Annotated in this window: 19 protein-coding genes, 2 rRNA genes and 1 pseudogene (1 of these 22 running past the window's edge); 4 read left to right on the top strand and 18 right to left on the bottom strand. The window is 74.4% G+C overall.

Annotation, left to right across the window (positions count from 1 at the left end; translation table 11 throughout):
- Positions 1-48 precede the first annotated feature (48 nt).
- The 3 genes from HUT16_RS26850 to HUT16_RS26840 form a co-directional block, all read right to left on the bottom strand.
- A complete protein-coding gene (locus HUT16_RS26850) occupies positions 49-1,794 on the bottom strand; it encodes a tetratricopeptide repeat protein (RefSeq protein ID WP_176190625.1) in 1,746 nt (581 codons plus the stop codon).
- Positions 1,795-2,150: 356 nt separating this feature from the next.
- Positions 2,151-2,771: an NUDIX hydrolase gene (locus HUT16_RS26845; RefSeq protein WP_176190624.1), complete on the bottom strand. Its 621-nt coding sequence runs from the start codon at positions 2,769-2,771 to the stop codon at positions 2,151-2,153.
- A gap of 115 nt (positions 2,772-2,886) precedes the next feature.
- Positions 2,887-4,557 (bottom strand): CTP synthase, encoded by a 1,671-nt coding sequence (locus tag HUT16_RS26840; protein ID WP_303392104.1) that lies wholly within the window; start codon positions 4,555-4,557, stop codon positions 2,887-2,889.
- Positions 4,558-4,892: 335 nt separating this feature from the next.
- On the opposite strand from HUT16_RS26840, the gene HUT16_RS26835 reads away from it, so the two are divergent.
- The gene (locus tag HUT16_RS26835) at positions 4,893-6,827 is read left to right on the top strand and encodes a glycoside hydrolase family 15 protein (RefSeq protein WP_176190622.1); all 1,935 of its coding nucleotides are present in this window, start codon (positions 4,893-4,895) and stop codon (positions 6,825-6,827) included.
- 7 nt (positions 6,828-6,834) lie between these two features.
- On the opposite strand, the gene HUT16_RS26830 is transcribed toward HUT16_RS26835, so the two are convergent.
- The 3 genes from HUT16_RS26830 to HUT16_RS26820 form a co-directional block, all read right to left on the bottom strand.
- Positions 6,835-7,995 (bottom strand): glycosyltransferase family 4 protein, encoded by a 1,161-nt coding sequence (locus tag HUT16_RS26830; protein ID WP_176190621.1) that lies wholly within the window; start codon positions 7,993-7,995, stop codon positions 6,835-6,837.
- 125 nt (positions 7,996-8,120) lie between these two features.
- Positions 8,121-9,854: a DNA repair protein RecN gene (gene recN / locus HUT16_RS26825; protein ID WP_176192885.1), complete on the bottom strand. Its 1,734-nt coding sequence runs from the start codon at positions 9,852-9,854 to the stop codon at positions 8,121-8,123.
- Between the two features lie 63 nt (positions 9,855-9,917).
- The gene (locus tag HUT16_RS26820) at positions 9,918-10,601 is read right to left on the bottom strand and encodes a YitT family protein (RefSeq protein ID WP_176190620.1); all 684 of its coding nucleotides are present in this window, start codon (positions 10,599-10,601) and stop codon (positions 9,918-9,920) included.
- A 114-nt stretch (positions 10,602-10,715) separates the two neighbouring features.
- Between HUT16_RS26820 and HUT16_RS26815 the strand changes: the two genes are divergently transcribed.
- Positions 10,716-12,188 (top strand): PLP-dependent aminotransferase family protein, encoded by a 1,473-nt coding sequence (locus HUT16_RS26815; protein ID WP_176190619.1) that lies wholly within the window; start codon positions 10,716-10,718, stop codon positions 12,186-12,188.
- Between the two features lie 24 nt (positions 12,189-12,212).
- Here the strand turns inward: HUT16_RS26815 and HUT16_RS26810 are convergent, their stop codons facing one another.
- The 5 genes from HUT16_RS26810 to HUT16_RS26790 form a co-directional block, all read right to left on the bottom strand.
- Positions 12,213-13,115, bottom strand: coding sequence for an NAD kinase (locus tag HUT16_RS26810; RefSeq protein ID WP_176190618.1), 903 nt, complete (start codon positions 13,113-13,115; stop codon positions 12,213-12,215).
- Between the two features lie 91 nt (positions 13,116-13,206).
- Positions 13,207-14,013 (bottom strand): TlyA family RNA methyltransferase, encoded by an 807-nt coding sequence (locus HUT16_RS26805; RefSeq protein ID WP_176190617.1) that lies wholly within the window; start codon positions 14,011-14,013, stop codon positions 13,207-13,209.
- A gap of 36 nt (positions 14,014-14,049) precedes the next feature.
- Complete coding sequence (locus HUT16_RS26800) at positions 14,050-14,271, bottom strand: hypothetical protein (RefSeq protein ID WP_176190616.1); 222 nt, start codon at positions 14,269-14,271, stop codon at positions 14,050-14,052.
- On the bottom strand, positions 14,264-14,854 hold the full coding sequence (locus HUT16_RS26795) for a histone (protein WP_176190615.1): 591 nt from the start codon (positions 14,852-14,854) through the stop codon (positions 14,264-14,266). Before HUT16_RS26795 ends, HUT16_RS26800 begins: the two co-directional genes overlap by 8 nt.
- Before the next feature lie 49 nt (positions 14,855-14,903).
- On the bottom strand, positions 14,904-15,482 hold the full coding sequence (locus tag HUT16_RS26790; RefSeq protein ID WP_176190614.1) for a hypothetical protein: 579 nt from the start codon (positions 15,480-15,482) through the stop codon (positions 14,904-14,906).
- A 120-nt stretch (positions 15,483-15,602) separates the two neighbouring features.
- On the opposite strand from HUT16_RS26790, the gene HUT16_RS26785 reads away from it, so the two are divergent.
- Positions 15,603-15,950 carry an SCP2 sterol-binding domain-containing protein gene (locus HUT16_RS26785; RefSeq protein WP_176190613.1) on the top strand — a complete coding sequence of 116 codons (348 nt, stop codon included), beginning with the start codon at positions 15,603-15,605 and terminating at the stop codon, positions 15,948-15,950.
- A gap of 16 nt (positions 15,951-15,966) precedes the next feature.
- Here HUT16_RS26785 and HUT16_RS26780 read toward each other — a convergent pair whose 3' ends face one another.
- From HUT16_RS26780 to HUT16_RS26770, 3 genes are all read right to left on the bottom strand, one after another.
- Positions 15,967-16,677 carry a hypothetical protein gene (locus tag HUT16_RS26780; RefSeq protein WP_176190612.1) on the bottom strand — a complete coding sequence of 237 codons (711 nt, stop codon included), beginning with the start codon at positions 16,675-16,677 and terminating at the stop codon, positions 15,967-15,969.
- 101 nt (positions 16,678-16,778) lie between these two features.
- Entirely contained in the window at positions 16,779-17,825 is a 1,047-nt protein-coding gene (locus tag HUT16_RS26775) for an HAD-IIA family hydrolase (RefSeq protein ID WP_176190611.1), read from the bottom strand.
- 47 nt (positions 17,826-17,872) lie between these two features.
- Positions 17,873-18,379, bottom strand: coding sequence for a tetratricopeptide repeat protein (locus tag HUT16_RS26770; RefSeq protein WP_176190610.1), 507 nt, complete (start codon positions 18,377-18,379; stop codon positions 17,873-17,875).
- 106 nt (positions 18,380-18,485) lie between these two features.
- Here HUT16_RS26770 and HUT16_RS26765 point away from each other — a divergent pair, with 106 nt between their 5' ends.
- The gene (locus HUT16_RS26765) at positions 18,486-19,841 is read left to right on the top strand and encodes a DUF1015 family protein (protein ID WP_254898000.1); all 1,356 of its coding nucleotides are present in this window, start codon (positions 18,486-18,488) and stop codon (positions 19,839-19,841) included.
- Positions 19,842-19,917: 76 nt separating this feature from the next.
- Here HUT16_RS26765 and HUT16_RS26760 read toward each other — a convergent pair whose 3' ends face one another.
- From HUT16_RS26760 to HUT16_RS26745, 4 genes and pseudogenes are all read right to left on the bottom strand, one after another.
- Positions 19,918-20,802 carry a tetratricopeptide repeat protein gene (locus tag HUT16_RS26760; RefSeq protein WP_176190609.1) on the bottom strand — a complete coding sequence of 295 codons (885 nt, stop codon included), beginning with the start codon at positions 20,800-20,802 and terminating at the stop codon, positions 19,918-19,920.
- 606 nt (positions 20,803-21,408) lie between these two features.
- Positions 21,409-22,206 (bottom strand): annotated as a pseudogene (locus HUT16_RS39865) (tetratricopeptide repeat protein); the annotation flags it as partial.
- Between the two features lie 258 nt (positions 22,207-22,464).
- A 5S ribosomal RNA gene (gene rrf / locus HUT16_RS26750) occupies positions 22,465-22,581 on the bottom strand.
- Positions 22,582-22,716: 135 nt separating this feature from the next.
- A 23S ribosomal RNA gene (locus HUT16_RS26745) occupies positions 22,717-24,773 on the bottom strand; it runs 1,049 nt beyond the window's last position.

Genomic DNA, 24,773 nt, shown 5'->3' with positions numbered 1-24,773 from the left:
GTACGGGATCCAAGGCCACATTGCGGGGCGAACTCCGCACCTACGACACTACTCCGAAAGCGGACCCGAACCCTCCCGGCCGAGGTGCCGCTGAAGACGGGCCGACAGCGCCGCGACCTCCCGCTCCCCCCGCCCGTCGCCGGTCCGGCGCAGCACCGCGGCCGCCGACCGGTACTCGCGCAGCGCCTCCTCGAAGCGCCGCAGCCCGGCGTGCGCCTCGGCCAGCCGCACCAGCAGCCGGGCCTCCGCGGCCTGGTCGCCCAGCGCCTGCCGCAGCACCAGCGCCCGCCCGTACGCGTCGGCGGCGCGCAGCGGATCGCCGAGCGCCCGGTGACCGTGGCCCACGCCCTCCAGCGCCCGGGCGCAGCCGGCCTCGTCGCCCGCCCCCCGGGCCAGCTCGACCGCCCGGCGGTAGCGCTCGCCCGCCTGCTCCCACCGCCCGGCGGCGGCCTGGAGGTCGCCCAGGTTCAGCAGCGCGGCGGCGGCCCGGCGCGGGTTGCCCTGCCGCTCGGCGACCTTCAGCACCGACTCGTGCAGCGCGTGCAGGTCGGCGGGGGCGGCCTCGCCGGTCAGCGGCAGGGCGCGCAGCAGCGCGGTCACCAGCCGGCCCGCCGAACCGTCCAGGTCCCCCTGCCCCACCGCGTCGGCGACCGCGGCCAGCAGTTGCTCGCGCTCCCCCAGCAGCCAGCCCTCGGCGTGCGCGGCGGTGCGCAGCCGCAGCGGGCCGGGCAGCGGGTCCGGGTTGGGGCCGGCCGCCGGGTCGAGCAGCAGCCGCGCCGAGTCGACCAGCCGCACCAGCCGCTCCAGCAGCCGGGCCCGGGCCAGCTCCACCTCCGAGGCGCGGTCGCTCTCCCGGCGCAGCTCCACCAGCCGCCCGTACAGTCGGCCCGGGACGCGGTAGCGCTCGGTGCCGTCCGCGGCGTCCGGCTCGCGCTCCAGCAGCTCCAGCTCGGCCAGCTCGGCCAGCGAGGCCCCCGCCTCCGGGGCCGGGCAGCCCACCAGCGCGGACGCGGTCCGCAGGTCCACCTGCTGGCCCGGCGCCAGCGTGCACAGCCGCAGCAGCCGGGCCCGGGCCGCGGGCAGCCGCCGGTACGCCAGCTCGAACGCCCCGCGCAGCGGGTCGCCCTCCACCACCGGCACCGTCTCCCGCTCCGGGTCGGCGGGCCGCTGCGGCCCCTCGACCACCACCGGCGCGGGCGGCGGGACGGCGTGCAGCCGGGCCGCCGCGTCGGTCACCGCCAGCCGGGGCTCGCCGCGCAGCCAGCCCGCGACCAGCCGCAGCGCGGCCGGGCGGTTGGCGCACGCCTCGGCGAGGTCGGCGGCGCCGACCGGGTCGCAGGAGATCCTGGTCCCCCCGACCAGCTCGCCCAGCAGGTCGACGGCGGCCCGGTGGTCCATCCCGCCGAGGATGACCGGGTCGATGCCGTCGATGCCCATCAGCGGCCCCGAGGTGGTGGCCAGCAGCAGCGACTGCGTCTTCTCCGCCAGCAGCGGCCACACCTGCCCGGCGTCCCGGACGTCGTCCAGCAGCACCAGCACCCGGCGCTGCCCGAGCGCCTCGCGCAGCGCCTCGCAGGCCGGGTCCTCCTCCGCGGCGCCCGGCAGCAGCGCCGCGCCCGGGCGCTCGCCCAGCTGGTCCAGCAGCATCCGGGCCGCCCGCCCGGCCCCCACCCGGCCCCCGTCGGGCGCCGACAGCCGCGCGTACAGCAGCCCGTCCGGGTAGTCCCCGGCCACCGACCCGGCCCACCGCACCGCGAGCGCGGTGCGCCCCGAGCCGGGCCGCCCGGCCAGCACCAGCAGCCGCCCCGGCCCGCCGCGGGCGGCCGTCCGGCCGCGACCGTCAGCGCCGCCAGTTCCGCGGCCCGCCCGGCGAACGGCCGGGCACCCGCGGGCAGCACGTCGAAGATCCCGGCCGCCTCGGCCACCGCCGCCGTCTTCCTCGCCACCCGCGCCACTCCCGACCCGTCGCCCAGCGAACCCGACCCGCACGCCGGGCCCTGTCCGCGAAGCGTAGTTCGATCACCCCGCCCCGCCGAGACGCCCCGGTATGACCAACGGCCGAATCACCTTGCTGGCGCAACCCGCTGCGCCGCGCCCGCCGCTGCGAAGGCAGGGGCGGGCTGCCGGTGCGCGGGCCGTCCGCGGTCCCGCTAGTACGGTCGGGCCGGCCACTCCGCGTCCGCGGGTCGCAGTGCGTCGAGGCCGCCCGGCAGGGCCGCGGTGAGGGCGAGGACGCCGGTGACCAGGGTCGGGTTGTGGAGCTCGCCGGCCAGGATCAGCCGGACCAGTTCCGCCCGGGGCACCCAGGCCGCCTCGATCTCCAGCTCCTCGCCGTGCGCCGCGTAGCGCTCCTCCTCGGCCTCGGAGAGCTCCGTCGCCAGGAACAGCCGCACCGCCTCGTCGCTGCCGCCCGGGGAGGTGAAGAAGTCGACCAGGACGCGCCACTGCCCGGCCTTGCCGTGGGCCTCCTCGAAGAGCTCCCGCTGCGCCGCGTGCAGCGGGTTCTCGCCGGGCACGTCGAGCAGCCCCGCCGGCAGCTCCCAGAGCCGGTGCCGGACGGGGTGCCGGTACTGGCGCAGGGTCAGCACGCGGTCCTGCTCGTCGAGGGCGAGCACCGCGACCGACCCGGGGTGCAGTTGGTAGTCGCGCTGCGCCCAGACGCCGTCGGGCATCCTGACCTGCTCGCTGCGCACGCCCGTCACCTTGCCGCGGAAGGGCGTGTGCCCGTCCCGGACGTCCCACTCCTCGGCCGTGTCGTGAATCCCGGACACCGGGCACCACCCCTTCTCGTCAGATAGACACAATCTACCGGACGCCGCCCCCGCGACACGCCGAAGCGCCCGCCGGGAGGATCCCGGCGGGCGCTCGGTCGCTCCGGGGAGCGGCTCAGCCGACCTTGCGGTCGATCGCCGCCGCGACCAGGCCCGCGAACAGCGGGTGCGGGCGGGTCGGGCGGGACTTCAGCTCGGGGTGGGCCTGGGTGGCGACCAGGTAGGGGTGGACCTCGCGCGGGTACTCGACGTACTCGACCAGGTCGCCCTTCGGGGAGAGGCCGGAGAACTGCAGACCGGTCTTCTCCAGGTCGGCGCGGTAGGCGTTGTTGACCTCGTAGCGGTGGCGGTGGCGCTCCTCGACGTACGGCTCGCCGCCGTACACCTCGCGCACGATGGAGCCTTCGGCGAGCTTCGCCGGGTACAGGCCCAGGCGCATGGTGCCGCCCAGGTCGCCCTTGCCGTCGACGATCGCCAGCTGCTCGGCCATGGTCGAGACGACCGGGTACTTCGCGGCGGAGTCGAACTCGGTGGAGTTGGCCTCGGGCAGGCCGGCCAGGCTGCGGGCGGCCTCGATGACCACGCACTGCAGGCCCAGGCACAGGCCCAGCAGCGGCACCTTGTTCTCGCGGGCGTAGGTGATCGCGGCGACCTTGCCGTCCACGCCGCGGTCGCCGAAGCCGCCGGGGATGCAGACCGCGTCCACGTCGCCGAGCTGCTGCCGGGCGCCCTCGGGGGTCTCGCAGTCGTCCGAGGCGACCCACTTGATCTGCACCCGGGCGTTGTTGGCGAAGCCGCCGGCCCGCAGCGCCTCGGTGACCGAGAGGTAGGCGTCCGGCAGGTCGATGTACTTGCCGACCAGGGCGACCTTGACCTCGTGCTGCGGCTCGTGGACGCGGCGCAGCAGGTCGTCCCAGACCGTCCAGTCCACGTCGCGGAAGGCCAGGTCCAGGCGGCGCACCACGTACGCGTCCAGGCCCTCGCCGTGCAGCACCTTGGGGATGTCGTAGATCGACTTGGCGTCGATCGCGGCGACCACGGCCTCCTCGTCGACGTCGCACATCAGCGAGATCTTGCGCTTGATGGCCTGCGGCACCTCGCGGTCGGCGCGCAGCACGATCGCGTCGGGCTGGATGCCGATGTTGCGCAGCGCGGCCACCGAGTGCTGGGTGGGCTTGGTCTTCAGCTCGCCGGACGGGCCGATGTACGGCAGCAGCGAGACGTGCACGAAGAACACGTTGTCCCGGCCGACCTCGTGGCGGACCTGGCGGACCGCCTCCAGGAACGGCAGCGACTCGATGTCGCCGACGGTGCCGCCGACCTCGGTGATGACCACGTCGACGTCCTCGGTGGCCATCCGGCGGATCCGGGACTTGATCTCGTTGGTGATGTGCGGGATGACCTGGACGGTGTCGCCGAGGTACTCGCCGCGCCGCTCCTTGGCGATCACGGTGGAGTAGACCTGGCCGGTGGTGACGTTCGCCGAACCGTGCAGGTTGGTGTCGAGGAAGCGCTCGTAGTGGCCGATGTCGAGGTCGGTCTCGGCGCCGTCGTCCGTGACGAAGACCTCACCGTGCTGGAACGGGTTCATGGTGCCCGGGTCCACGTTGAGGTACGGGTCGAGCTTCTGCATCGTCACCCGCAGGCCGCGCGCCTTGAGCAGGGCGCCGAGGCTGGAGGCGGTGAGGCCCTTGCCGAGCGAAGAGGCGACACCCCCGGTGACGAAGAGGTGCTTGGTCGTCACGGCACGGCCGTTGGCCGACTTGCCGGAATGGGGCTGTGCCAAGAGGGGGCTCCCGTGGGTCGCGTGTCGGAGGGTGACGCCGGTGGAGGGGCTCCCGGCCCTCGTTCCCACCAGTTCCACGGGATACCAGCGTATCAGTGCCCCGGCGACTGCTCGCCCGCGTCCGGGCACCCCGGCCCCGGACGGATCGGCCGGACGGCGGATCGGGGCTGCTCGGACGGGGTCGCCCGGCATGCCGCGCGGGGCGCGCGGGCAGGCGCCGGGGGCGCGTGCCCGCGCCCCAACCACCCGAATCCACGTATTCTGCTCAAACGTCGACATCCTCGCCCGACCCTGTGCGCACCGTCCGCCGCGGGGCCCGCACGGAACGGAGAACCATGGCCGGTCGCATCGAGGACTACGCGCTGATCGGGGACATGCAGACCGCCGCGCTGGTCAGCCGGGACGGCGCGGTCGACTGGCTGTGCCTGCCGCGGTTCGACTCCCCCGCGGTGTTCGCGGGCCTGCTGGGCACCGACGAGCACGGCTTCTGGCGGATCGGCCCGGCCACCCCGGTCGAGGAGCCGCCGCCCGCCGCGCCCGCCGAGCCCCGTCGGGGCCTGCTGGACACCGGGGAGCTGCGGATCCCGCCGATCACCGCCGCCGCGCCCGCGGTGCCCTGCGACCGGCGCCGCTACCGGGGCGACTCGCTGATCCTGGAGCAGGAGTGGGACACCCAGGACGGCACCGTCCGGGTGATCGACCTCATGCCGCCCCGCCACCTGCTCGGCACGCCCGACGTGCCGCAGATGATCCGGATCGTCGAGGGCCTGGCCGGCACCGTCCGGATGCGCTCCGCGGTGCGGATGCGCTTCAGCTACGGCCGGATCGTCCCCTGGGTGCACCGGGTCGAGCACCCCGAGGTCGGCCAGCGCACCGTCGCCGTGGCCGGACCCGACTCGGTGTGGCTGGACGGCCGGGCCGAGACCTACGGGCGGGACCTGACCACGTACGCGGACTTCACCGTCACCGCGGGCGAGCGGATCGCCTTCGGGCTGACCTGGAAGGCCTCGCACGAGCCGGCCCCCGCCCCGCCGGACGCCGAGGGCGCGCTGGCCTCCACCGAGCGGTTCTGGCGCGAGTGGGTCGAGCAGTGCACCTACCAGGGCCCCTACCGGGAGGCCGTGGTCCGCTCGCTGATCACCCTCAAGGCGCTCACCTACGCGCCCACCGGCGGCATCGTCGCCGCCCCCACCACCTCGCTGCCCGAGGACCTCGGCGGCGAGCGCAACTGGGACTACCGCTACACCTGGCTGCGCGACGCCGCGATCACCCTCTCCTCGCTGCTGCGCACCGGCTACCGCGAGGAGGCCCGGGCCTGGCGCGAGTGGCTGCTGCGCGCGGTGGCCGGCGACCCGGAGAACCTGCAGATCATGTACGGCATCGCCGGGGAGCGCGAACTCACCGAGTCCGAGCTCGACTGGCTGCCCGGCTACGAGGGCTCCCGCCCGGTCCGGGTCGGCAACGGCGCCGCCGGGCAGCTCCAGCTCGACGTGTACGGCGAGGTGGTCGAGGCGCTGCACCTGGCCACCATGTCCGGCCTGTCCCGGCACGACCACGCCCACCAGCTGCAACTGCGCCTGATCGAGTACCTGGAGGACCACTGGCGCAACCCGGACGAGGGCATCTGGGAGGTCCGCGGGCCGCGCCGGCACTTCGTGCACTCCAAGGTGATGGCCTGGGTCGCCGTCGACCGCACCCTCAAGCTGCTGGCCCAGGCCGAGGAGCAGCCGCCCGGCCTGACCGAGCGCTGGACGGCGCTGCGCGCCGAGATCCACGCCGACGTGTGCGCCCGCGGCTACGACCCGCAGCGCAACACCTTCACCCAGTACTACGGCGGCCAGGAGCTGGACGCCTCGCTGCTGCTGATCCCGCAGGTCGGCTTCCTGCCGCCGGACGACAAGCGGGTCATCGGCACCATCGAGGCGATCCAGCGCGAGCTGTCCACCGAGGACGGCTTCGTGCTGCGCTACCCCACCCACGACGAGGACGGCAACAACGTCGACGGGCTGTCCGGGCACGAAGGGGCGTTCCTGGCCTGCTCGTTCTGGCTGGCCGACGACCTGGCGATGATCGGCCGGGTCGGCGAGGCCCGCGAGCTGTTCGAACGGCTGCTGGCGCTGCGCAACGACCTGGGCCTGCTCGCCGAAGAGTGGGACCCGCGGGCCCGCCGCCAGGTCGGCAACTTCCCGCAGGCGTTCAGCCACGTCCCGCTGATCGACACCGCGCTGCGGCTGACCGCGGCGGGCGGCCTCAACCTGTCCTCGGGCTGACGGCGGCTCAGGCCCGGCGCTGCGCCAGCTCGTCGTAGATCGACAGCACCTGGGCGACGGTGGCCGCCTCGTCCGGCCAGGTGCGGGCCTGGGCCCGGCCGGCGGCGGCGAGCGCGGCGCGCCGCTCCGGGTCGGCGAGCAGCTCGCGGACGGCCCCGCCGAGCGCCCGCGGGTCGGCGAACGGGACCAGCACGGCGGCGTCGCCGACCAGTTCGGGCACGCCGCCCACCGCGGTGGCCACCACCGGGGCGCCGGCCCGCATCGCCTCCTGGGCGACCAGCGAGCGGGCCTCCCAGCGGGAGGAGAGCACCACCAGGTCGGCGGCGGCCAGCAGGTCGGGGATGTCGGTGCGGTAGCCGAGCAGCTCCACCGGCAGCCGCTCGGCGGCGATCCGCTCGCCCAGGCCCTGCCGCTCGGGGCCGTCCCCGGCCAGCAGGACGCGCGGCGCCGGGGCGCCGGGCGCGGCGAAGTGCCCGACGGCGTCCAGCAGCAGCCCGAAGCACTTCTGCGGGACGAGCCGGCCGATCGCCAGCACCACCGGGCGGCCGTCGTCGCCGCCGGGCAGCGCCTTGCGGGCGGTGTCCCGGTCCAGGGTGCCGGGCGGCATCGGCGGGGCCGCGACCGGGCCCAGCCGGGCGTCGGTGGCGCCCAGTTCGCGGGCCCGGGCGACCAGGTCGGAGGAGGCGCCGAGGACCAGGTCGGCGGCCCGCACCACCCGGCGCTCCATCAGGCGCTGCAGGCGGCGGTCGAGCCCGGTGGTGAGCAGCGCGTGGTGCGAGGTGACCACCAGCGGCGTCTGGGGGCGGATGCCGGGGAAGCGGCCGGCGGTGCGCAGCGCCAGGTCGGACAGCAGGCCGGCCCGCAGGCCGTGGGCGTGCACGATGTCGGCGCCGGTGAAGGCCCGGCGCAGCTCCCCGATCGCGGTGGCGTCGCTGCGGGCGCCGGAGGTCGGGGTGATGTCGACGGTGTGCAGCCGGGCCCCGGCCGCGGAGAACCCGAACAGCCGGTCGGTGCCCTCGGGCGCGCAGACCGTGACCGCGACGCCGTGCGCCACCAGGCCCCGGGTCAGGGAGCGCACGTGGGCGCCGATTCCGCCGGTCGCGGCGGCCAGGACCAGCACCACGTGCAACTGGGGGGCCGCGGCGGCCCGGGCGGCGGAATGCTCCACGTCTGTCTCGCTCCGACTCGTTGTCAGCAGGTGTCCGCTCGCCACCATGCCAGGTCGGTCCACCTCTTGGACAGTCGGCACCGCCGCTGGCGCGTCGCCCGCGGCGGTGCCGGTCGTCCGGCGGGTCAGCGGGCCCGGGCCGTCCGGGCGGCCTCCAGGAGCTCCTCGGCGTGGGCGCGGCCGAGCTCGGAGTCCTCCAACCCGGCGAGCATCCGGGAGAGTTCGCGCACCCGCTGCTCGTCGTCGAGGGTCTTGACGCCGCTGCGGGTGACGGTGCCGTCGTTGGTCTTCTCCACCACCAGGTGCCGGTCGGCGAACGCGGCGACCTGCGGGAGGTGGGTGACCACCACGACCTGCGCGCTGCGGGCGAGCTTGGCCAGCCGGCGGCCGATCTCGACGGCGGCCTTGCCGCCGACGCCCGCGTCGACCTCGTCGAACAGGTAGGTGGGGACGGGGTCGGCGCCCGCGAACACCACCTCGACGGCCAGCATGACGCGCGACAGCTCGCCGCCGGAGGCGCCCTTGGCGATCGGGCGGGGCTGGGCGCCGGGGTGCGGGGCGAGCAGCACCTCGACCTCGTCGACGCCGTGCTGGCCGTAGGCGACGCTGCGGCCCTCCAGCTCGATGCCGGCCAGGTCGTCGACCTGGCTGATCGCGAACGTCACCCGGGCGTGCGGCATGGCGAGTTCGGCGAGTTCGTCGGAGACCGCGGCGGCGAACTTGTCGGCGGCGGCGTGCCTGGCCCGCGAGACCTCGGCCGCCAGGTCGGCCAGCCGGGCGCGCAACTCGGTCTCCCGGGCGCCGAGTTCGTCGATCCGCTCGTCGTCCCCGTCGAGTTCCAGCAGCCGCGCCGAACTGCTCTCGGCCCAGTCGATCACCTCGGCGAGGGTGCCCTCCGCGCCCGCGTACTTGCGCACCAGGTGGCCCAGCACGCTGCGGCGGTCCTCGACCGCGGCCAGCCGGACCGGGTCGGCGTCCAGGTCGTCGGCGTACCCGGCGAGGTCGCCGGCCACGTCGGCGAGCAGGTAGCCGCACTCGCCGAGCCGGTCGGCCAGCGCCGCCAGGCGCTCGTCGTGGTGGCGCACCGCGTCGACGGCGCGGCGGGCCTGGGCGAGCAGGGTGCCCGCGTCGACGGCCTCCGGGTCGGCGGGGTCGCCGGCCAGGGCGGCGTGCGCGAGCGTCGCGGCGGAGGACAGCGCGTCGGCGTGGCCCAGCCGCTCGGCCTCCACCGCCAGCTCGGCGTCCTCCCCGGCGACCGGCTCGGCGGCGGCGACCTCCTCCAGCCCGAAGCGCAGCAGGTCGGCCTCCTGGGCCCGCTCCCGGGCCCGGGTGGTCAGCTCCTCCAGCGTCGCGGAGACCTCCCGCAGCTCCCGGTACACCAGCCGGTAGCGGGCCAGCGGCTCGGCGACGGCCTCGCCCGCGTACCGGTCCAGCGCGCCGCGCTGCCGGGACGGGCGCAGCAGGCGCTGCTGGTCGGTCTGGCCGTGCACGGCGATCAGGTCCTCGCCGAGCTCGGCGAGCAGCCCGACCGGCACCGAGCGGCCGCCGACGTGCGCCCGGGAGCGGCCCTCGGCGGAGACGGTGCGGCTGACCAGCAGCTCGCCGTCGTCCAGCTCCGCGCCCGCCTCCAGCGCCCGCGCCACCACCGGCGAGGCCGGGTCGAGCGTCAACCGGCCCTCCACCACCGCCCGTTCGGAGCCGTTGCGCACCAGCGCCGGGTCGGCCCGGCCGCCGAGCAGCAGGCCCAGGCTGGTCACCACCATGGTCTTGCCCGCACCGGTCTCGCCCGTGACGGCGGTGAAGCCGGGGGCGAGCTCGACCACCGCATCGTCGATGACACCCAGATCCCGTATCCGCATCTCGTCCAACACGGAGACGACCTTACGAGGTTCCACCGTCGCTTTGCGACGACCGCCCCCCTTTCACCCCTGAGTGGCGCGGGCCTCCGGCCCCGTCAGGGGCTCGGGGAACGGCGAGGCCGGGACGGTGAGCCGCGGCAGGAGGAACTGCACCAGCGGGCCGATGGCCAGCGCGTAGGCGAGCGTGCCGAGGCCGTAGGTGCCGCCGAGGGCGATGCCGGCGGTCAGGACGGTCAGCTCGATGCCGGTGCGGATCAGCCGGACGGAGCGGCCGGTGCGCCGGTGCAGGCCGGTCATCAGGCCGTCGCGGGGGCCGGGGCCGAGGCGGGCGCCGATGTACAGGCCGGTGGCGACGGCGTTGAGGAGGATGCCGGCGGCCAGCAGCGGGACGCGGACGGCGAGGGAGTGCAGGTGGGGGACGAGGGAGAGGGTGGCGTCCATGGCCGCGCCGAGGACGAGCACGTTGCCGACGGTGCCGACGCCGGGCTTCTGGCGCAGCGGGATCCACAGCAGCAGGACCAGCACGCCGACCAGCGTCACCCAGGCGCCGACGCTGAGGCGCAGGTGCCGGGCCAGGCCCTGGTGGAGGACGTCCCACGGGTTGCCGCCGAGCGCGGAACGCAGCACCAGGCCCATCGAGACGCCGTAGAGCACCAGGCCGACGGCGAGCTGCAGGAGCCGGCGGGGTAGGCGGCGGGGCGTGCCGGTGCGGGTCGGGAGCAGGGACGGGGTCAGGACGGCCGCCATCGGGTGGACCTCTTCTCGGTGCGGTGCTTGCCGTTCTCCGGCACTGCACGCCACTATGGGGAGGCCAAAACGCACCCCGAAAGGGCCAATCCGAACCAGGTGGACTGATTCGCGATGTCCGAGTGGCACAGCACGCTCACCCCGCACGCCCTCGCCCGCCAGCTGCCCGCCGGGGACGGCCGCCGCCCCGCCTACCGGGCGCTGGCCGCCCAGGTCTCCCGGCTGGTCGCCGACGGCCGCCTGCCGGTCGGCACCCGGCTGCCCGCCGAGCGCGAACTCGCCGCCGAGCTGCACCTCTCCCGCACCACCGTCGCCGCCGCGTACGAGGCGCTGCGCGCGGACGGCTACCTGCGCTCGCGGCGCGGCGCCGGCTCCTGGACGGCCCTGCCCGAGGGCACCCGCCCGCCCGCCGACGCGCTGCACCCCGTCTCCCCCGACCAGGACGCCGTCCTCGACCTGGGCCTGGCCGCGCCCACCGCCCCCGAGCAGCTCGCCGAGGCGGCCGCGCACGCCCTCGCCCAACTGCCCGCGTACACCGCCGGGCACGGCAACTACCCGACCGGGCTGCCCGCGCTGCGCGAGGCCGTCGCCCGCCGGTACACCGAGCGCGGCCTGCCCACCGGCCCCGAACAGGTCCTGGTCACCACCGGGGCGATGAGCGCCCTGCACCTGGCCCACCAGGCGCTGCTGACCCGCGGCGACCGGGTCGCCGTCGAGGCCCCCAGCTACGCCAACACGCTGCGCGCCCTGGAGCGGGCCGGCGCCCGCCTGGTGCCCGTCCCGCTGACCGAGGACGGGGCCGGGCGCACCAGCTGGGACCTCGCCCAGTGGCAGCGGGTGCTGCGCGGCGCGGCGCCCCGGCTGGCCTCCGTCATCCCCGACTTCCAGAACCCCACCGGCGCGCTGGTCGACGAGGAGCAGCGCCGCGCCCTGCTCGCCCACGCCCGGGCGGCCGGCACCGCCGTGATCGCCGACGAGACCTGCGCCGAACTCGGCTGGGACGTCGCCGACCGGGACCTGCCCCGGCCGCTGGCCGCGCTCGACCGGGACGCCCAGGTGATCACCGTCGGCTCGGCCGGCAAGATCCTCTGGCCCGGCCTGCGGATCGGCTGGCTGCGCGCCCAGCCGTCCCTGGTGCGGAAGCTGGCCGCCGACCGGGCGCTGTACGACCTGGGCACGCCCGTCCTGGAGCAGCTGATCGCGGCCCGGCTGCTGACCGAGCACCTGCCCGCCGTCCGGGCCGAGCGGCACGCGCGGCTGCGGGCCACCGCCGAGGCGTTCGCCCGCGAGCTGCCCCGGCACTTCCCCGGCTGGCGCTTCGCCCTGCCGCCCGGCGGCCTCGCCCTGTGGGCGGCCACCCCGGGGCTGCCCGCCACCGCGCTGGCCCGGGCCGGCGAGCGGACCGGCGTCCGGATCGCCTCCGGTGCCCGCTTCGGCGTCGACGGCGCCTTCGAGGAGCACCTGCGGCTGCCGCTGACCCTGCCCGCCGCGCACGTCCCCGACGCGCTGCGGCGGATCGCCGGGGCCGCCGAGCTGGCCCGCACCGAACGCCGCTCCGGCGGGGACCAGGCGCCCGCCGCGCTCTGAGCGGGCGTCAGTCCCGGTGCGGGGTCAGCAGTTCTCCGAGCGCCCGCGCCAACCCGTCACCGGCAGCGCGAACTTGGCCACCAGCCGGTCGGTGAACGGGGCCCGGTGCAGCCGGGCCAGGCGCACCGGGGTCTTGCCCCGGCGGACCTCCACCCGGGCCCCGGGCGGGAGTTCGGCCGAGCGGCGGCCGTCGCACCACAGCACCCCGTGCTGGGTCTTCGGCTGCAGCTCCACCGCCAGCACCGAGTCCGGCGAGGTCACCAGCGGGCGGGCGAACAGCGCGTGCGCGCTGATCGGCACCATCAGCAGCGCCTCCACCTCCGGCCACACCACCGGGCCGCCGCCGGAGAACGCGTACGCCGTGGAACCCGTCGGCGTGGACAGCACCACCCCGTCGCAGCCGAAGTTCGACACCGGGCGGCCGTCCACCTCGGTGACCACCTCCAGCAGCCGCTCCCGGGCGGCCTTCTCCACCGAGGCCTCGTTCAGCGCCCAGTCCTCGTGCAGCACGTCACCGTTGGTGCGCACCAGCACGTCGACGGTCATCCGCTCCTCGACCTCGTAGTCGGCGGCCACCACCCGCTCCACCACGGTCGCCAGGTCGTCGCGCTCCGCCTCGGCGAGGAAGCCCACCCGGCCCAGGTTGATCCCGAGCATCGGCAGCCCCGACTCGCGGGCCAGTTCGGCGCCGCGCAGCAGCGTGCCGTCCCCGCCCGCGACCAGGATCAGCTCGCAGCCGTCCGCCGCGCCGTGCCCGCCGGGCACCAGCTCCACCCCGTCCGGCAGGTCCAGGCCCACCGCCTCCGCCTCCAGCAGCCGGATCCGGATCCCCGCCCGCAGCAGGCCGTCCACCAGGCCCTCCACGCTGCGCAGGGCCGCCTCCCGGCCGGTGTGCGCGATCAGGAAGACCGTACGACGATCGCTCATTACCCGCTGCCCTCTCCCTACGCCCGCCGGGCCACCGCGGCCCGGCCACGGCCTGCCAGTCTGCGCAACGCCCGGACGCCTGCCAAGTACCCTACTGGGGCCCCTCGGCCACGGCCCGGTCCGCCGCCGCCGGATCCAGCGGCTCCGCATCCCGGCGCAGCCACAGGAAGTACTCCACGTTCCCCGACGGCCCCGGCAGCGGCGACGCCGCCACCGCCCGCACGCCCAGGCCCGCGGCCCACGCCTGCCCCGCGACCTGCCGGATCGTCTCGGCCCGCAGCTCCGGCGACCGCACCACCCCGCCCGAGCCGAGGCGCTCCTTGCCGATCTCGAACTGCGGCTTCACCATCAGCACCAGGTCCGCGTCCGGCGCCGCGCAGCCCGCCAGGGCCGGCAGCACCAGGCCCAGCGAGATGAACGACAGGTCGCCCACCACCAGGTCGACCGGCTCGCCGCCGATCAGCTCCGGCGTCAGCTCCCGCACGTTGGTGCGGTCCATCACCGTCACCCGCCCGTCGCTCTGCAGCGACCAGGCCAGCTGCCCGTAGCCGACGTCCACCGCCAGCACGTGCGCCGCGCCCGCGCGCAGCAGCACGTCGGTGAACCCGCCGGTGGACGCGCCCGCGTCCAGCGCCCGGCGGCCCGCCACCACCAGGCCCTGCGGCACGAACGCCGCGAACGCGCCCGCCAGCTTGTGCCCGCCGCGCGACACGTAGTCCGGGTCCGCGTCGTCCTTGGCGACCACCACCGCGGCCGCGGTCTCCACCTGCGTCGCGGGCTTCGTCGCCACCGTCCCGCCCACCGTCACCCGGCCCGCCGCGATCAACTCGCTCGCGTGCTCCCGCGAACGGGCCAGCTTGCGGCGCACCAGCTCCGCGTCCAGACGGCGTCGTGCCACTGCCACTGCTACGTCAGCTCCCACATCGGACGGTCCTCACCCGCGGTCCAGCGCCGCGAGGGTCGCGGCGAGCCGCGCATGGACATCTTCGTACACCTCGGCCCACTGCTCCGCCCCCGCCCCGTCCGGCTCCCCCAGCCGGGCCAGCACCTCGTCCACCTCGGGCACGCCGGTACGGACGGCCTCCCCGCCCGGAACCGCCCCGGCCCCGACGCCCGGACCGGCCGGGACGCCCGCGTGGACGGACGGCTCACTCACCGCCGCCACCCGCCTCGGGCCGCCTGGCCGGAGCCTTCTTCGCCGTCGCCTTCTTGGCCGGAGCCTTCTTCGCCCCGGACGACTGCCCACCCGCGGACGCCACCACCGCCGCACCCTCCGCAGACGACAACGGCCCCGCCTCCCCCACCGCAACCCTCTTCGCCGGAGCCTTCTTCGCCGCCGCCTTCCGCGCCGGAGCCTTCTTCGCCCCGGACGACTGCCCACCCGCGGACGCCACCACCGCCGCACCCTCCGCAGACGACAACGGCCCCGCCTCCCCCACCGCAACCCTCTTCGCCGCCGCCTTCCGCGCCGGAGCCTTCTTCGCGGGCAGCGGCGCACTCGGCAGCGCGTCCGCGAGCGCCTCGGCCGGGGCTCCCCCGGCGGGCGGCCGGACGGCCGACTTCTTCGCCGCGGTCTTCTTGGCGGCGGCCTTCTTCGCCACCGTCCGCGGCGTCACGGCCGCCTCCCCGCCCGCCGCCGGGGCCGCCTTGCGGGGCACCGAGCGCTGCGCCGTCGCCTGCTTGGCCGCCGCGCCCTTGCGGGTGGCGGTCTTGCGCGCCGGGGCCCGCCGCCGCGCCACCGTCCGCGGCCGCGCCGTCCGCCGCCGGGGCCGGCGGCCGCCGCCCGCTTCACGCCCGACGCCGAACCGGCCGCCTGCGGGCCGCCGCCTTGCGCGCCGCCGTCCTCCGGTCCCGGCCCGGCTCCGCGCCCGCCCGGTCCGGGGCCGACCCGGGCTCCGGCTCCGGCTCCGCGTCCCAGCCCGCGTCGAACAGGCCCTGGGCCCGTGCCGCCGGACGGACCAACGGCGGCTCCTCCGGCCCCTCCCCGAACGGCCCTTCCCCGAACGGCCCCTCCCCGAGCGGCTCCTCCACCCGGGGGCCGGCCGCCACCGGCTCCTCCTCGACCTCGCGCAGCTTCGACTCCAGGAAGCTCAGCACCACGCCGACCTTCACCACCTGGTCGCCGACCTTCTCGAACACCCGCTCCGCCTCGCCCCGGGCCACCCCGGCCACCAGGTCCACCCCGGCCTGCCCGGCCGTCACCACCTCACCGGCGAGCACCCGCAACTGCTCGACGCCGGGCGGCAGTTCACCGCCCTTCTGGAGCAGCCCACCGGCCGTGTCCAGTACCCGGCGGCCCGCCTCCTCGACGAGCTCGCCCGCCACCACCAGCACGCCCCGCACACCCCGCACCGCGTCCTGCAGCATCCGTCCGCCTCCTCTGCGCACCGACCGCCCGCACCGACGCTACCCGTTCCCGGCCGCCGCCGTACGGCGCTGCGCTAGCGTGGAGCGCCGAACGACCACCGACGGGAGCAAGCCGCACACATGGCCACCATCGAGGAGTGCCGCACCGCGCTGGAACAACTCAGCCGCAACCTCGCGGCCGCCGACGGCGACGTCCGCAAGGCCGCCGCCCTCGACCGCTCCCTCAGCTGCCACCTCACCGACCTCGACCTGACCTTCACCGGTCGGCTGGCCGACGGACGGCTCACCGGCATCACCGACGCCCCCGGCCCGCCCGCCACCAAGGCCGACATCAAGCTCACCACCACCGGCGACGACCTGGTGGCCCTGGTCGACGGCAAGCTGCCCTTCCCCACCGCCTGGGCCACCGGCCGCCTCAAGCTCGACGCGAGCTTCCGCGACCTGCTGCGCCTGCGCACCCTGCTCTGAGGACGCCCCCGGGCCCTCAGCCGCAGTCCCGGAACGGCAGCCCGCCGTCGGCCGGTTCCTGCGGGACTTCCAGCGGCTCCTCGGTCTGCTGCCCCCCGTCGACCAGCAGCCGGGCCACCGGGCGGCCGGTCAACTGCCAGTCGGAGAACACCAGGTAGTGCCGGCGGCCGCCCTCCGGGAAGTGTTCCTCCCCGATCGGCACCACCTTCAGCTGCTCGCCGCCGCAGCCCACCCCGACCACCTGCTCCCGGTCCGCGTCGATCTGGACGTACCAGCGGGCGTCCGCCCGGCCGTCCGGCACCACCCGCAGCGCGGGCCGCTCCGCCAGCGGCCCCGGCGCCCCGGGGTCGCACCGGGTGACCGGGCCCGGGGACTCCGCGCCCGCCGTGTGGCCCAGGCACTGCCGCCCGTCCGACCCGGTCCAGGTCAGGAAGCCGACCGCCCCCTCGCGGTGGACCAGCCGGACCGAGCCCGGCACCGTGCCGTCCGCCGCCTCGATCCGCTCCCGCATCCGCACCACCCGGGCGTCGGTCTCCGCGGGATCGACGGCCCCGGCGCCGTCGCCCGCCACCGGTGCCCCGCCCGTCACCCCGCCCGCCGAGGGCAGCCCCCCGGCGACCGGCGAACCCCCGGCCGCCGCCGGGTGCCCCGCCGAGGTGCACCCGACCGCCCCCGCCAGCAGCACGCCGCACACCGCGGCCGCCGCCCTCCCCCGTCCACCCCGCACGACTGCTCCTCCCCCGGATCCGTCGGACGCACCGTACACCGAGCATCCGACGGACCGTCAACGCGCCCGGCCCGCCCGGGAGGAGGGGAACCCGCGGGGCGTCACTCCGCCGCGGGCAGCCCCGCCAGCGCCTTCGCCGACTCCGGCGCCGCGCCGTCGTGCCCGTCCGCCCACGTCCAGGCCGCCGCGCACAGCGCCCGCACCGCGTCGATCCGGGTGCCCGTGCCGTCCAGCGCCAGCACGCCGCCCTCCGCGCCCGCCGTCCAGCCGCCGCAGCCGAACCGGCCGCCGTCCAGCGCCGCCACCTCGGGCTGCGCCTCCAGCAGGCCGCGCAGATCCTCGGCCAGGTACGTCGGCCGGTGCTGCACCGGCGCCGCGAGCACCTGCTCGGGCGTGGCGATGCCGGTGAACACCAGCAGCGAGTCCACCCCGCCGTTGAACGCGCCCTCGATGTCGGTGTCCAGCCGGTCGCCGACCACCAGCGGACGCTTCGCCCCCGTCCGCAGCACCGTCTCCCGGTGCATCGGCGGCAGCGGCTTGCCCGCCACCTCCGGCTCCACGCCGGTCGCCGCCCGCACCGCCGCCACCAGCGTCCCGTTGCCCGGCGCGACGCCGCGCGCCGTCGGGATCGACAGGTCGGTGTTCGAGGCCACCCAGGGCAGCCCCCGGCCCACCGCGTACGAGGCCTCCGCCAGGTCCGTCCAGCCGACCGACGGGTCGTAGCCCTGCACCACCGCCGCCGGGTCGTCCTCCAGCGAGCGCACCGGCACCAGCCCGCGCTCCTCCAGCGCCTCCAGCAGGCCCGCCCCGCCGATCACCAGCACCCGCGACCCGGCCGGCACCTTCTCCGCCACCAGCCGCGCCGCCGCCTGCGCCGAGTTGATCACGTCCGCGGGCTCGGCCGGCACGCCCAGCTCGGTCAGGTGCTCCGCCACCACCCGCGGCGGCCGCGACGCGTTGTTGGTGACGTACGCCAACCGCATCCCGGCCGCCCGGGCCCGGTCCAGCGACTCCACCGCGTGCACGATCGCGTGCGGCCCGGCGTACACCACGCCGTCCAGGTCCAGCAGCGCCGTGTCGTACGCCTCCGTCAGCACCTCGGCACTGGCACCCGGCACGCTCCGCACCGCCGCGGCGTTCTCCGTCATCGCTGCTCCACCCTCGTCACCTCGAACCGAACCGAACACCCGCCACCCTATGGCGCGGCCGGATCCTCCGGCGGAGCCAGGTACCCGGGCGCCCCCGGCAGCAGCGGACCGTACGCCCCGGCCCGGGCCGCCAGCGTCGCCCTGGTCTGCCGCAGCGCCGCCTGGTAGTGCCGGTTGCCCGGCTGCATCGCCACCGCCAGCGCCAGGTGCTCCGCCGAGGTCTCGAAGTCGCCCAGCCGGGCCGCCGACACCCCCCAGCCGAACTGCGCGTAGTCGTCGGACGGATCGGCCTCCGCCACCGCCCGGAAACTCACCAGCGCCTGCCCGTACTGCCCCGCGTCGAACTGCGCCCGCGCCAGCGCCTCCCGGATCGACCCCGACCCCGGCTCGGCCTCCGCCGCCCGCGCCAGCAGCTGCACCGCCGCCGCCGGGTGCTTCTCCTCCAGCAGCCGCACCCCGCGCCGGTACCAGTCGTACACCCCGCCGCCCGGCACCCCGCCGCTGCCGCCGCCGTCGGTGCCGCTGCCGCCGTCCTCGTACTCCGGGTGACTCATCCGCACCTACCCCGCTTCCCGCTCGTCCCGTTCGCCCCGCCCATGACCTGGACGTCCGCCTTCGTCGCGATCTCCCAACAAGGACTACCCGGCTAACATGCCCAGAATGAGCGCCCCTCGTGCCGAAACCGGCAACGAGCCCTCGGGCGGCCCCGGAGACCCCGGGCACGTCGCCACCGCAGGGCTGTCCCTGTCCCCGTTCCGCGGCCTGCGCTACGACCCGCACCGGGTCGGCGACCTGGCCGCGGTGACCTCCCCGCCGTACGACGTGGTCGACCCCGGACGGCGCCTGGACCTGGAGACCGCCGACCCGCACAACATCGTCCGGCTGATCCTCCCCCGCCCCGAACCCGAGGACGCCGGCGACCGCCCCGACCGCGACACCCGCTACCGGCACGCCGCCCGCCTGCTCCGCGACTGGCGCCGACAGGGCGTCCTGACCGCCGACCCGCGCCCCGCCCTGTACGTCTACGAGCAGCGCACCCCCTCCGGCACCCTCCAGCGCGGCCTGATCGGCGCCCTCGCCGTCAGCGGCCCCGAGGCCGGCGTCGTGCTCCCGCACGAGGACGTCATGCCCAAACCGGTCGCCGACCGGGTCGGCCTGATGCGCACCACCCGCGCCAACCTCGAACCGCTGCTGCTCACCTACCGCGGCCACGGCCGCGCCGCCGACGTCGTCGACCGCACCGCCGGCACCGAACCGCTGCTCGCCACCACCACCAGCGACGGCACCCACCACCGCCTGTGGGCCGTCACCGACCCGGCCGACCTCGCCGCCGTCACCCGCGACCTGGCCACCTGCCGCGCCCTGATCGCCGACGGCCACCACCGCTGGGAGATGTACCTGCGGCTGCAGCGCGAACACCGCCACCTCCCCCGCAGCCCCTGGGACCGCGGCCTGGTCCTGCTCGTCGACACCGACCGCTACCCGCTGCGGGTCCGCGCCATCCACCGCGTCCTGCACCGCCTCCCGCTCGACGCCGCGCTCGCCGCCCTCGACCCCGCCGCCTGGCGGGTCACCGCCCTGCCCGGCGCCCTCCCCGACGCGCTGGACGCCCTCACCGAGGCCCACCGCTCCCCCGGCAACTCCTTCGTCCTCACCGCCGGCGACGGCCGCTTCCACCTGCTCACCGGCCCCGACGAGGCCACCCTCGCCGACGCCGTCCGCACCGACCGCCCCGAGGAGTGGCGCCGCCTGGACGCCACCGTCCTGCACGCCGTCCTGCTCGACCGCACCTGGCACGTCCCGGACAGCCCCGAGCACATCGGCTACCTGCACGCCGCCGAGGCCGCCGTCCGCGAGGCCGCCCGCACCGGCGGCACCGCCGTCCTGCTCCACCCCGTCGAGGAACGCGTGGTGCGCCGCCTCGCCGAGCAGGGCGTCACCATGCCCCGCAAGTCCACCTCCTTCGGCCCCAAACCGGCCACCGGGCTCGTCCTGCGCTCCCTCGAACTCGGCTGACCCGCCCCCGCCGCCCCGGGAACGCGAAGGGCCCCCGCTCCTACCCGGAACGGGGGCCCTCCTCACGCGCTGCGGATCAGCCCTGCTTCGGCTGCTCCTTGAACGAGTCCTCGTCGTAGTCCTCGTCGATCTCGAGGTCGTCCTCGTCGTAGAACTCCTCGACGTCCTCCTCGTCCTCGAAGATCATCCGGTCGTCGCCGACGTCGTCCTTGTCGATCTGACGGCGCACCGGCTCCACGGCCTCCGCGCCCTCGTCCTCGACCTCGGCGTCCTCGTCCAGCGCGTCGGTGAACTCGATGCCGTCGATCTCCGCCAGCCGCTCGGCCGCGTTGGTCGACCCGTCCGTGTCCGCCTCCACGGCCTTCACGAACCAGTCCCGCGCCTCGTCCGCCCGACCCGCCGCGATCAGCGCGTCCGCGTACGCGTAGCGCAGCCGCGCCGTCCACGGGTGGATCGCCGAGGACGCCAGCTCCGGGCTCTGCAGCGTCACCACGGCGGCGTCGAACTGCTCCAGGTCGGCCCGGGCACCCGCCGCGACCAGCCGCATCTCGACCTGGCCGGCCTTGTCCAGCTGCTTCACCTCGGGCTCGCCGGCCATCGCCAGCGCCCGCTCCGGACGACCCAGACCGCGCTCGCAGTCCGCCATCACCGGCCACAGGTCGACCCGACCGGTCATCCGCTTCGCCGCCCGGAACTCGGTCAGCGCCTCCGCGTACCGCTGCGTCATGTACGAGGCGAACCCGGCCGCCTCGCGCACGCTCGCCACCCGCGAAGCCAGCCGCAGCGCGACCCGCGAGTAGTTGTAGGCCTCCTCCGGCTCGCTGTCGAGCAGCCGCGCCACCATCACCAGGTTGCGCGCCACGTCGTCGGCCAGCGTCTTCGGCAGGCTCTTCAGGTCCTGCTTGACGTCCGCGTCGATCTCGAACCCGGTCACGTCGTCCGGGATCGGCAGCCGCTTCACCGGCTCCTGACGCCGCTCGTCGTACCCACCGCGGTCCCCACGGTCGTACCCGCCCCCGCGCGGACGGTCGTCCCGCCCACCCCGGAAGCCGCCACGGTCCCCACGGTCGTCCCGCCCACCCCGGTACCCGCCCTGCGGACGGTCGTCGCGCCCACGGAAGCCACCACCCTGGGGGCGGTCGTCCCGGGAACGGTAGCCACCGCCACCCTGCGGACGGTCATCCCGGCTGCCCCGGTACCCACCCTGCGGGCGGTCGTCACGGCGCTCGAAGCCACCGCTGCGCTGCGGACGGTCGTCCCGGTCACGGAAACCGCCGCCCTGGGGGCGGTCTTCACGCGGACGGTAGCCACCGCCACCCTGCGGACGGTCGTCCCGGTTACCCCGATACCCGCCCTGCGGGCGATCGTCGCGGTCACGGAAGCCACCCTGGGGGCGGTCGTCGCGGCGCTCGAAACCGCCGCTGCGCTGCGGACGGTCGTCCCGGTCACGGAAGCCACCACCCTGCGGGCGGTCGTCCCGGTTGCCCCGGTACCCGCCCTGCGGACGGTCGTCGCGCCCACGGAAGCCACCACCCTGGGGGCGGTCCTCACGCGGACGGTAGCCGCCGCCACCCTGCGGACGGTCGTCCCGGTTGCCCCGGTACCCACCCTGGGGGCGATCGTCGCGGTCACGGAAGCCACCCTGCGGGCGGTCGTCACGGCGCTCGAAACCACCGCTGCGCTGCGGACGGTCGTCCCGGTCACGGAAACCGCCGCCCTGGGGACGGTCCTCACGCGGACGGTAGCCACCGCCACCCTGCGGACGGTCATCCCGGCTGCCCCGGTACCCACCCTGGGGGCGGTCGTCACGGCGCTCGAAACCGCCACTGCGCTGCGGACGGTCGTCCCGATCGCGGAAACCGCCGCCCTGCGGGCGGTCCTCACGCGGACGGTAACCACCGCCACCCTGCGGGCGGTCGTCCCGGTTACCCCGGTACCCACCCTGCGGGCGGTCGTCACGACGCTCGAAACCGCCACTGCGCTGCGGACGGTCATCCCGGTCACGGAAACCGCCGCCCTGGGGACGGTCCTCACGCGGACGGTAACCACCGCCACCGCCACCGCCGTAGGAGGGGCGGTCGTCCCGCGGACGGTAGCCGCCGCCACCCTGCGGGCGGTCGTCACGGTTGCCGCGGTACCCACCGCCACCACCGCCGCCGTACGACGGCCGGTCGTCGCGCGAGCGGAAGCCCCCGCGATCGCCGCCACGGTCACCGCGGTCGTCACGACCCCGGTAGCCGCCGCCTTCGCCACGATCGTCACGACGCGGGCCACGGTCGTTCGACCAGCCCCCGCGCGACCTGGGCTCGTGACCCCGGCCGCCGTCGTTACGGCGCTCGGGCCGGTCCTGGGGCGGGTTCGACATGCTGGTGACTCCTGTCTGCACACTGCGAGTTCGAGAGGCGCCACTGCCGATCCGTCGACACCAGCGCGAGATCCGGACGCCCTCCGGTCCCCACCAGGGTCCGGAACGTCCGCCTTGTCCATTGTCCGGCATGCGGCAGGACACCGCGTCCGGGTGCCCGACCGCGCTGTCCGCCGGCCGTGCACGTGTCCGGCCGAGGCCCAACAAAAAAGGCCGAGGCCCCAGCTCATCGCTGGGGCCTCGGCCTTTTGAAGAATTGTTCGGCGGCGTCCTACTCTCCCACAGGGTCCCCCCTGCAGTACCATCGGCGCTATGAGGCTTAGCTTCCGGGTTCGGAATGTAACCGGGCGTTTCCCTCACGCTATGACCACCGAAACCCTATCGGGTATTCAGCGAACACACTTTTTAGTTGAAAGTTGTGTTGCTTACCTTGGCGGAACCAAGAGATCTGGTTCCATGCCGGTGATAGCTGTTCGCTACCCGGGAACCACACAGTGAACGCGAGCGTCTGAGGACAAGCCCTCGGCCTATTAGTACCGGTCAACTCCACCCCTCACAGGGCTTCCATATCCGGCCTATCAACCCAGTCGTCTACTGGGAGCCTTACCCTCTCAAGGAGGTGGGAGTGCTCATCTCGAAGCAGGCTTCCCGCTTAGATGCTTTCAGCGGTTATCCCTCCCGAACGTAGCCAACCAGCCATGCCCTTGGCAGGACAACTGGCACACCAGAGGTTCGTCCGTCCCGGTCCTCTCGTACTAGGGACAGCCCTTCTCAACACTCCTACGCGCACAGCGGATAGGGACCGAACTGTCTCACGACGTTCTAAACCCAGCTCGCGTACCGCTTTAATGGGCGAACAGCCCAACCCTTGGGACCTACTCCAGCCCCAGGATGCGACGAGCCGACATCGAGGTGCCAAACCATCCCGTCGATATGGACTCTTGGGGAAGATCAGCCTGTTATCCCCGGGGTACCTTTTATCCGTTGAGCGACGGCGCTTCCACAAGCCACCGCCGGATCACTAGTCCCTACTTTCGTACCTGCTCGACCCGTCAGTCTCACAGTCAAGCTCCCTTGTGCACTTACACTCAACACCTGATTGCCAACCAGGCTGAGGGAACCTTTGGGCGCCTCCGTTACCCTTTAGGAGGCAACCGCCCCAGTTAAACTACCCACCAGACACTGTCCCTGATCCGGATCACGGACCCAGGTTAGACATCCAGCACGACCAGAGTGGTATTTCAACGTCGACTCCACCCGAACTGGCGTCCGGGTCTCACAGTCTCCCACCTATCCTACACAAGCCGAACCGAACACCAATATCAAGCTATAGTAAAGGTCCCGGGGTCTTTCCGTCCTGCTGCGCGAAACGAGCATCTTTACTCGTAATGCAATTTCACCGGGCCTGTGGTTGAGACAGTCGAGAAGTCGTTACGCCATTCGTGCAGGTCGGAACTTACCCGACAAGGAATTTCGCTACCTTAGGATGGTTATAGTTACCACCGCCGTTTACTGGCGCTTAAGTTCTCAGCTTCGCCCGACCGAAGTCGGACTAACCGGTCCCCTTAACGTTCCAGCACCGGGCAGGCGTCAGTCCGTATACATCGCCTTACGGCTTCGCACGGACCTGTGTTTTTAGTAAACAGTCGCTTCTCGCTGGTCTCTGCGGCCACCACCAGCTCGGGGAGAAAATCCCGTCACCAGCAATGGCCCCCCTTCTCCCGAAGTTACGGGGGCATTTTGCCGAGTTCCTTAACCACAGTTCACCCGAACGCCTCGGTATTCTCTACCTGACCACCTGAGTCGGTTTGGGGTACGGGCCGCCATGAAACTCGCTAGAGGCTTTTCTCGACAGCATAGGATCATCCACTTCACCACAATCGGCTCGGCATCAGGTCTCAGACTATGTGCTGCGCGGATTTGCCTACGCAACGTCCTACACCCTTACCCCGGGACTACCACCGCCCGGGCTGGACTACCTTCCTGCGTCACCCCATCGCTCACCTACTACAGGCTCGGACCGGCGGCTCCACCACGTCCCATCGTCCGAAGACTCCGGGCCGGCTTCACGGCCTTAGCATCACCTGGTTCGACGTTGGCGCTTCAAAGCGGGTACGGGAATATCAACCCGTTGTCCATCGACTACGCCTGTCGGCCTCGCCTTAGGTCCCGACTTACCCTGGGCAGATCAGCTTGACCCAGGAACCCTTGGTCAATCGGCGCAAGAGTTTCCCACTCTTGTATCGCTACTCATGCCTGCATTCTCACTCGTGAACCGTCCACAACTCGATTCCTCGGCTGCTTCACCCGGCACACGACGCTCCCCTACCCATCACAGCCTCCGTTGGGAGTATTGCTGCAATGACACGACTTCGGTGGTGTGCTTGAGCCCCGCTACATTGTCGGCGCGGAATCACTTGACCAGTGAGCTATTACGCACTCTTTCAAGGGTGGCTGCTTCTAAGCCAACCTCCTGGTTGTCTCTGCGACTCCACATCCTTTCCCACTTAGCACACGCTTAGGGACCTTAGTCGGTGTTCTGGGCTGTTTCCCTCTCGACCATGGAG

It is taken from the genome of Kitasatospora sp. NA04385 (assembly GCF_013364235.1).
Taxonomy (GTDB): Bacteria; Actinomycetota; Actinomycetes; order Streptomycetales; family Streptomycetaceae; genus Kitasatospora.
The sequence above is the reverse complement of the archived record's forward strand: the minus strand, read 5'-3'. Positions and strand labels throughout refer to the sequence as shown.